Below are 8,582 nucleotides of genomic sequence, written 5' to 3' on the forward strand. Positions count from 1 at the left end.
ATTCCATGATGTCATTATTGCAACAGGCGGTGAGCCAGAAGCTGCTACGCCCTTTGGATGTGCAGTTTGCTTATGCGATGATTGAGGATGAAAATCCTCTGTTACTGTTGATTACGGCCTTATTAAGCGCTGAATCGGGCGCGGGGCATGTCTGTTTGCCATTGGCGCGGATTTCGCCAAAATATTTTTTTGAAGGCAGGCAGCCGGAGTTAGCGGCATCGCTTTGGTCTTTGGCCGGAGAACCCGATCAACAGCAAATTCTGGCTGTTTTACAGGCGTGTCCGGCGGTCAGTATGGGGGAAACTCCGGCACCGGTGATCCTTTTCCATCAAAGGGAGAATGATTACCGCCTGTATTTACAGCGCATGTGGCAAAGTGAACAGAGGGTGGCGGATTTTTTTGCTGCGGTGGCGTTAACCGAGACTGTTGCTCAATCTTCCCATGATCAAACGGCGGTTGATGAAATCCAGTTACGTCGCATTTTGGATGCGCTTTTTGGTGTCACTGTTGAAGGAGAAATTGATTGGCAAAAAGTTGCGGCAGCCGTGGCTGTAACGAGCCGTATTTCAGTGATCTCTGGTGGGCCAGGAACCGGCAAAACCACGACAGTAGCTAAATTGTTGGCGGCCTTGATCAAGTTGCATGAAGGGAAAAAATTAAGTATTCAATTAGCTGCGCCAACCGGTAAGGCAGCGGCCAGATTAACTGAATCGCTGAGGGAAGCGGTCAAGAAACTCGATTTGACGCCAGAACAATGGCATAGCATCCCAGAGCAGGCGCAAACTCTCCATCGTTTACTGGGGGCGCAACCCGATAGCCAGAAACTGCGTTATGGGCGTGATAATCCGCTGTCCCTTGATATTTTGATCATTGATGAAGCCTCAATGGTGGATTTACCGATGATGGCGCATTTGGTTGATGCTTTGCCGCCACGGGCAAAAGTGATTTTCTTGGGGGATAAAGACCAGCTTGCATCGGTTGAAGCCGGAGCGGTATTGGGCGATATTTGCCGTTTTGCTGAACAAGGTTATAGCGCCAAGCGGTCTGAACAATTGGAGCGCTTAACGGGATGTCAGTTAACCTCTTATTCCACCTTACATTCCGATAAAAATACGCCTGCCGTGCGGGATAGCCTGTGTCTGCTGCGCAAAAGTTATCGCTTCAACTCGGCTTCCGGCATTGGCCGATTGGCATCGGCTGTGAATCAAGGGGATCGCAGAGGCGTCGCGGCAGTGCTGAATCAATCTTTTCCCGATGTTGATTTTTACCCACTTGCCGCGGATGAAGATTATCAGCGTCTGTTGACAGAAACCGCTGCGGGTTACTCTCAGTATTTAACCATGGCAAATGAACGGATGGCGGAAGAAGCCATTTTGGCGGCGTTTAATCGTTTTCGATTGTTGTGCGCGTTAAGGGAAGGTCCCTTTGGTGTTACGGGACTGAACCAGCGAATGGAACAATTACTGCACAGGAAAGGCGTCATTACCCTGCCCAAAAATGCAGAGAGCCGTGGTTATGTCGGGCGCCCTATCATGATATTGCGTAATGACAGCACCCTGGGATTGTTTAACGGAGATATCGGGATTATGCTCAAAAATCAGGATAATGAACTGAAAGCCTATTTTCAGTTGTCTGATGGACAGATTAAAGGATTTCAGCCAAGCCGGTTGCCCCAACATGAAACGGCTTATGTGATGACAGTGCATAAATCTCAAGGGTCTGAATTTGAACATACGGCCTTGGTGTTACCGACCCAACACTCACCAATAGTCAGTCGGGAATTGGTGTATACCGCACTGACGCGGGCGAGGGAAAAATTGACAATTTATGCCAATAAGCCAGTTTGGGATAAAGCAGTGGCTACAGTAACACAGCGGCGGAGCGGGTTGGCAGATTGGTTCAACCCGCAATAAAATGCAATGTGGCCAAGGATTATATGGCTGGGATGTCTATAGTTAGCCTGACGTCAACAAGCTTCATCAAGCCTGTAAATCCAGCATCAAAATTTTGGAACAGCGCTGATAGTTATACAGCGCTTGTTTTTCCACGGGCAACATATCTATTCCGGCGGGCTTAAAACCTTTCTCCTGAAACCAGTGAATGCTGCGGGTTGTGAGTACGAAAAGTTTTTCCAACCCTCTTTGTTTCGCCTGATTAGAAATTGAATCTAGCAGAATTTCACCTCTGAAAGAGTTTCTGTAGTCTGGATGTACAGCAACGCAGGCCATTTCTCCAATTTTTTCATTGGGATAGGAATATAGGGCAGCGCAGGCGATAGTGATATTATCGAGTTCAATCAGGGTGAAGTTATCAATTTCCATTTCCAGTTGTTCACGTGAACGACGTACCAAAATACCTTGTTGCTCCAATGGGCGAATAAGTTCAAGAATGCCACCAATATCATTAATATTGGCGCGACGTATCTGTTCGGAACGTTCCATCACTATTTGAGTGCCGATACCTTCGCGGGAAAAGAGTTCCTGAACCAACGAGCCATTTTCTTGATAACTGATCAAATGGCTGCGGCGGACGCCACGGCGGCAGGCCTTAATCGCGCCTCTTAAGAAACGCACGGTTCCTGAATGATAATCACCCGAGTTTTCCAATTTGTGCAGGTGAGCTTCGCCTTCATTAAGAAACATTTCTGATAAAGTGTCACCTTCGGCACCAAGTACGCCCTGAGATGAGCAAAATCCAATTAATTTTTCTGCTTTTAATTTGATCGCCAGCTGTGTTGCAATTTCTTCGGAAGTGAGGTTGAAACTTTCTCCTGTAACGGAAACCGCAACTGGCCCAATCAGCACAATAGCACCATTATCCAGTTGTTGGTTGATTGCTTTCTCATCAATACGGCGAACTCTGCCACTGTGGCAATAATCGACGCCGTCATCGATTCCCAAAGGTTGGGCGATAACGAAGTTTCCGCTGACAACACTAATATTAGCGCCTTGTAATGGGGTATTATTTAACCCCATAGAAAGGCGTGCTGTAATTTCTAGCTGTAATAAGCCGGCCGCCTGTTTGACCAAATCCAGTGTTTTGGCATCGGTTACCCTGGTGTGTTTGTGGTAAATCGATTGGCAATGGTGTTCGGCAATATTCTGTTCAATTTGTGGACGGGCACCATAAACAACGATTAAACGAATGCCCAGGTTATGCAATAATCCAATATCGTTGACGATATTAGAAAAATTCTCATGGGCGATGGCTTCACCTCCCAGCATAATGACAAAGGTTTTACCTCGATGTGCATTGATATACGGCACCGAGTGCCGTAAGACTTCAACCAATTCGGTACTGCGTTCTTTCATGAAACCCTCTCTGATTGAATTTTTATTCGATTTTTTTGTATTTTTATTCTTTTTGAAGGGAAATGGCAAGAGGAAACATGGATAAAAATAACGTTATTATTTATATTGGTATAAATAAACCAGGTTATCAAAAAATACATTTTTTGATGACAGAAGTTTGCTAATTAATTAGAGTTCCTGCCTGACTATTATGTTTGATAAAGATTACTGCGTTTGGTTGTTTTTAAATGGAATAAATGATGAGTCATTCAGGCCATAATATTTCACGTCGTCGCCTGCTGAAAGGCGCAGCCGCTGTATGGTTATTAAGCATCAGCCCAATAGGTTATGCAGCGACTGCAAAAGTTATTGCTGTTCGTATTTGGCCTGCATCAAGTTATACCAGAGTGACGCTGGAGTCTAATATTCCACTTAAATACCGCCAGTTTTCGCTTGCAAACCCTAATCGTATTGTCATTGATTTGCAGGGGATCCAGCTTAACAGTATTTTGAGCCGTATGGGGGCACAGGTTCAGCGGCGTGATCCTTACTTAAAATTAGTGCGGGCAGGGCAATTTAATCCTAAAACGGTACGTTTAGTCTTTGAAATCAAACAGCCCGTCTCCCCGCATATTTTCACATTGCCGCCAATTGCAAAGTTTAAACATCGTCTGGTGCTCGATCTGTATCCCCAAAAGGCTGCGGATGTGGATAATGATCCTTTATTGGCCCTGCTTGAAGAGTACAACAGTGGGAATTTAGAACAGCATTTGCCTGCACAGACACGCAAACCCGGCAAGGCAGGTAAAGACCGACCGATTGTGATTATGCTCGATCCCGGTCATGGTGGTGAAGACTCTGGGGCGATTGGGAAATATAAAACTCGTGAAAAAGATGTCGTGTTGCAGATTGCCCGTCGGTTACAGGCACTCATCAAACGTGAGCCGGGCATGAAAGTTTACATGACGCGCAATGAAGATGTGTTTATTCCCTTGACGGTGAGAGTGGCAAAAGCGCGTAAGATGCGCGCTGATCTTTTTGTTTCTATTCATGCGGATGCCTTTACCAATCGCTCTGCACGGGGGTCATCCGTGTTTGCGCTTTCCACTAAGGGGGCTACCAGCAATACGGCCCGTTTTCTCGCCCAAACTCAGAACGAGGCAGACTTAATTGGTGGAGTCAGTAAAAGCGGCGATAAATATTTGGATCATACCATGCTGGATTTGGTTCAAACCGCAACGATTAATGATAGTCTGAAATTTGGTAAAGAAGTGCTCAAGCGGGTGGGGAAAATCAATAAACTGCATAAAAATAGCGTCGATCAGGCGGGGTTTGCGGTATTGAAAGCACCAGATATCCCTTCCATTTTGGTAGAAACGGCATTTATCAGTAATCTGGAAGAAGAGCGCAAACTTAAGACAGCAAAATTCCAGCAACAAGTGGCGGAATCCATTTTTGCGGGCATCAAGGCGTATTTCAAAAATGGCGCTGAATTGGCGAGGCGGTGAAATATTCGCCTTGATAAACTATTGAGTAATACCAGCAAGAATTTATTGCTGATGGTGCAATGATGGTTATTGGCTTTACATTCATGTTTAAATCGGAATGAAATAATGTTTAAACATAGATTTTAAAATCAGTGGAAATAAAGTAATAAAGGGATCAGCGAACAAGCTGTGAAATAAAAACGGGGAAAAAGTTGTGACGGTAAAATGACAAATAAAAATTGGTTGCGGGGGCCGGATTTGAACCGACGACCTTCGGGTTATGAGCCCGACGAGCTACCAGGCTGCTCCACCCCGCGTCCGTCTATTTGCATATTTTGATAACTGATCGTAAATGCAAATATTGAGCAATATCATCATAAAGTGTTGGTTGCGGGGGCCGGATTTGAACCGACGGCCTTCGGGTTATGAGCCCGACGAGCTACCAAGCTGCTCCACCCCGCGTCCGTTTATTTACATATCTTGATAATTAATCGTGAATGCAAATATTCAATGATGACACTATTTACTGCTTTTGCTACCAGAGCGTGTCGATGCTACATCATATCGACAACGACATCTAATCGAATTGGTTGCGGGGGCCGGATTTGAACCGACGACCTTCGGGTTATGAGCCCGACGAGCTACCAGGCTGCTCCACCCCGCGTTCGATGTCGGCACACTATACTCTGGAACGGAGAGGTTGCAAGTTTTTTTATTGAAAGTGACTAATTTTTTTGTTTTTTGGTTTAAAAGTGGACTTATCGTTTTATTTTTGCGCTATAAACTGGGTTGAAACAGCAAGCTATTTTTTAACTACATATCATTATTGATTAGTGTTTGATATTGTTCGTGATCCGAGTAAGTGATGGCTAGAGATAAGGTATTAATATGAGAGTTTGGGGTAAATATCTTTTAGTTGGATGTGTCATTTCGATATTAGCGGGATGCCATTTTCGACCCACTGATCAGGCACAGCAGTATAAGGATGGGCGAATTAGCCAAAACCTCCAGTTGGTTAATACCCCTAATGCCGAAGGCTCTCCCGTTAATGCCAGAGACTTTGCCACCCAAATTGGGTATATCAGCAAAGCTTCTCCTCGTCTTTATGACAATAACCGTGAATTATTTAGTGCCATTGAGCACTGGATGCTGTCCGGTGGTGATACCTGTGATTTAACTGCATTCGGTTTACTGGCTTATCAGATGGAAGGCGAAGATAAATACGGCAACGTGAAGTTTACCGGTTATTACACGCCTGTTTTGCAAGCACGACATACCCGGCAAGGGGAGTTTAAATATCCACTGTATCGAATGCCAACTCACTTACGTTCCCGCTTGCCAAGTCGTGCAGAGATATATAAAGGTGCCCTGAGCAAGAAATTTATTATCGGGTACAGTAACTCCCTGATGGATAATTTTATGATGGAAGTACAAGGAAGTGGCTATGTCGATTTTGGGGATGGACGTCCATTGACCTTTTTTGGCTATGGGGGGAAAAATGGACATGCCTATCGCAGTATTGGCAAAGTGCTGATCGACCGTGGCGAAGTCCCGGGCGAAAAAATGTCGATGAAAGCTATCCGTCAGTGGGGAGAACAGCACAGCGAAGCCGAAGTGAGAGAGTTGCTTGAGCAGAATCCTTCATTTGTTTTCTTTAAACCTGAATCCTATACCCTCGTGAGGGGGGCCAGCGCAGTGCCTCTTGTTGCAAAAGCCTCGGTAGCATCTGATAAATCATTAATCCCGCCCGGAACAGCATTGTTGGCGGAAGTGCCGGTACTGGATGAAAAGGGTAAATTTACCGGCCAGTATCGGATGCATCTGATGGTGGCACTGGATGTTGGTGGTGCCATCAAAGGGAACCATTTTGATATTTATCACGGTGTTGGCGAGAAAGCGGGTGAAATGGCAGGTTTTTATAATCACTATGGTCGTGTTTGGGTATTGAAGAAAGCATCATCTGGTTTTTTGACGGCAAACCAGTAAGATCCCCGCCAGTTCAAACCATCAATCGATAACCTATCTCAATAGAGGTAGGTTTTAAGCAGGATTTATTTAACAATGCAAGTTTCTCTCTCTGATGCTTATCTTCAGCGTTTTGCTGGTACAGCGCGGTTATATGGCCAGAAAGCGCTTTCATTATTTGCCCGTTCCCATGTCTGTGTTGTCGGCATTGGCGGCGTGGGTTCATGGGCGGCAGAAGCGCTGGCGCGCACCGGTATTGGTGCTATTACGTTGATTGATATGGATGATGTTTGCATCACCAATACCAATCGCCAGTTGCACACCTTGATACAGAATGTGGGCTTACCAAAGACGGAAGTCATAGCAGAACGGATACGAGCAATCAATCCTGAGTGTCAGGTCACTTGCATTGACGATTTTGTCACCCCTGATAATGTGGCTGAATTGATGTCCACAGGGTTCAGTTATGTTATTGATGCCATTGATAGCGTACGACCAAAAGCGGCGTTATTGGCTTATTGTCGTCGTTATAAGATCCCGCTCGTGACAACTGGCGGAGCGGGTGGGCAACTTGATCCTACCCGGGTCCAGGTGGTGGATTTAGCGAAAACGGTGCAAGATCCATTGGCCGCGAAATTGAAAGAGCGCTTGAAGTCGGATTATCGCGTCGTAAAAAACGGCAAGGGCAAGTTAGGCATTGACTGTGTTTTTTCAACGGAACAGTTAGTTTATCCGCAATCTGACGGCACAGTTTGTGCTGCCAAAAGTACTGCGGAGGGTTCCAAGCGAATGGATTGCGCTTCTGGTTTTGGTGCCGCAACGATGGTTACGGCGACTTTTGGTTTTGTTGCGGTATCCCACGCGTTGAAAAAGATGGTGGCGAAAGCTGAACGGGAAAATGCGCTTTAAGCGAACCTAATGAATGTAAGTGTTCGCTATTTCCTGAAGGGTATTTATCAGAGCTTTCACGCCATTGAGCCTTGAGCCACTGAGTTGTTGTTCCAGGCCGAGGTGTTGGAATAGCCCGGCCAAAGGCGTTTGCACAATCTGCTCCGGGGTTTTGCCTTCTACGGCAGTCAGTAAGATTGCCAATAATCCTTTGACGATACGGCCTTCACTATCGCCATAAAAATGCAATCGGCCGTCAGCAAGTTGTTGATGCCCCAACCAGACGCGATTTTCACAGCCGGATCTTTCGATATTTTGCTGTTTTAGTTCATCTGCTAGAGGAGGCAGCTTTCTGGCGAGACTGATTAGCTGCCGGTAACGATCTTCCCACAATTTGCATGGCTGAAAGTTTTCAATAAGTTGCTGCTGCGTGATTTCGGTTCCAAATGGATGCGGAGCCAGGATAGTGTCTGAGAGTTGTGTCATGGGTTATTTATCTTACCGTGGGCTTGTTGCTGATTTCCTTTGGATGAGGTTTCAGGATCATAGCAGTTATATTTTTAAGCTAAAGTTATTTGTGTTGGTTGGGCGCAAAATAACCCATCAGGTTCTTAGGGACGATCTTCATATTCTCATCGATCCGCGCCAGCTCAGCTTCCAGTGCGCTAATGATAATGTTGATCTCTTTCCACTCTGAGGATGCGCCGGTAACCACTCCTGGGCAACTAAAAACTCAAGCCCCTTTCAACATATCAAACACCACTCGCGCAAACCCTTTTGCCAGCTCAGGGTTAGACAGGTACTTTGGTGTGCAGCAAAACTTTGCTCTTGGAACAGGCTTTTTGTCAATTTCTTATCCAGAAGTCGGGTTAATTATATGAACTTACTAAAATTTCATTTGGTTTGGAGTTGCAAAAGAATAATTAATTATTAATTTAACGCGATGCTCGAC

General features: G+C 45.6%; 6 protein-coding genes and 3 tRNA genes. 4 read left to right on the forward strand and 5 right to left on the reverse strand.

Annotated features, from left to right (window positions below; genetic code table 11):
• Nucleotides 1-5: 5 nt before the first annotated feature.
• Nucleotides 6-1,913, forward strand: coding sequence for an exodeoxyribonuclease V subunit alpha (gene recD / locus ABLA76_RS08515; RefSeq protein WP_348987599.1), 1,908 nt, complete (start codon nt 6-8; stop codon nt 1,911-1,913).
• 66 nt (nt 1,914-1,979) lie between these two features.
• Here recD and argA read toward each other — a convergent pair whose 3' ends face one another.
• A complete protein-coding gene (gene argA / locus ABLA76_RS08520; RefSeq protein ID WP_047771206.1) occupies nt 1,980-3,311 on the reverse strand; it encodes an amino-acid N-acetyltransferase in 1,332 nt (443 codons plus the stop codon).
• Between the two features lie 239 nt (nt 3,312-3,550).
• Here argA and amiC point away from each other — a divergent pair, with 239 nt between their 5' ends.
• Nucleotides 3,551-4,798 carry an N-acetylmuramoyl-L-alanine amidase AmiC gene (gene amiC / locus ABLA76_RS08525; protein ID WP_348987600.1) on the forward strand — a complete coding sequence of 416 codons (1,248 nt, stop codon included), beginning with the start codon at nt 3,551-3,553 and terminating at the stop codon, nt 4,796-4,798.
• 219 nt (nt 4,799-5,017) lie between these two features.
• Here amiC and ABLA76_RS08530 read toward each other — a convergent pair.
• The 3 genes from ABLA76_RS08530 to ABLA76_RS08540 form a co-directional block, all read right to left on the reverse strand.
• Nucleotides 5,018-5,094: transfer RNA gene (locus ABLA76_RS08530), tRNA-Met, on the reverse strand.
• Nucleotides 5,095-5,162: 68 nt separating this feature from the next.
• Nucleotides 5,163-5,239 (reverse strand) — tRNA-Met (locus ABLA76_RS08535).
• Nucleotides 5,240-5,364: 125 nt separating this feature from the next.
• A tRNA-Met gene (locus ABLA76_RS08540) sits at nt 5,365-5,441 on the reverse strand.
• Between the two features lie 218 nt (nt 5,442-5,659).
• Between ABLA76_RS08540 and mltA the strand changes: the two genes are divergently transcribed.
• The gene (gene mltA, locus ABLA76_RS08545; protein WP_348987601.1) at nt 5,660-6,763 is read left to right on the forward strand and encodes a murein transglycosylase A; all 1,104 of its coding nucleotides are present in this window, start codon (nt 5,660-5,662) and stop codon (nt 6,761-6,763) included.
• A gap of 75 nt (nt 6,764-6,838) precedes the next feature.
• Complete coding sequence (gene tcdA / locus ABLA76_RS08550) at nt 6,839-7,651, forward strand: tRNA cyclic N6-threonylcarbamoyladenosine(37) synthase TcdA (protein ID WP_348987598.1); 813 nt, start codon at nt 6,839-6,841, stop codon at nt 7,649-7,651.
• A 6-nt stretch (nt 7,652-7,657) separates the two neighbouring features.
• Here the strand turns inward: tcdA and csdE are convergent, their stop codons facing one another.
• Nucleotides 7,658-8,116 (reverse strand): cysteine desulfurase sulfur acceptor subunit CsdE, encoded by a 459-nt coding sequence (gene csdE, locus ABLA76_RS08555; protein WP_047771211.1) that lies wholly within the window; start codon nt 8,114-8,116, stop codon nt 7,658-7,660.
• Nucleotides 8,117-8,582 lie beyond the last annotated feature (466 nt).

The sequence above is a fragment of the Xenorhabdus sp. SGI240 genome (genome assembly GCF_040081915.1).
Lineage (GTDB): Bacteria > Pseudomonadota > Gammaproteobacteria > Enterobacterales > Enterobacteriaceae > Xenorhabdus > Xenorhabdus bakwenae.

What these genes read in the sequence shown, in the direction of transcription:
- recD (WP_348987599.1), top strand. Translation starts at nt 6, where the DNA reads ATGATGTCATTATTGCAACAGGCGGTGAGCCAGAAGCTGCTACGCCCT.
- argA (WP_047771206.1), bottom strand. Translation starts at nt 3,311, where the DNA reads ATGAAAGAACGCAGTACCGAATTGGTTGAAGTCTTACGGCACTCGGTG.
- amiC (WP_348987600.1), top strand. Translation starts at nt 3,551, where the DNA reads ATGAGTCATTCAGGCCATAATATTTCACGTCGTCGCCTGCTGAAAGGC.
- tcdA (WP_348987598.1), top strand. Translation starts at nt 6,839, where the DNA reads ATGCAAGTTTCTCTCTCTGATGCTTATCTTCAGCGTTTTGCTGGTACA.
- csdE (WP_047771211.1), bottom strand. Translation starts at nt 8,116, where the DNA reads ATGACACAACTCTCAGACACTATCCTGGCTCCGCATCCATTTGGAACC.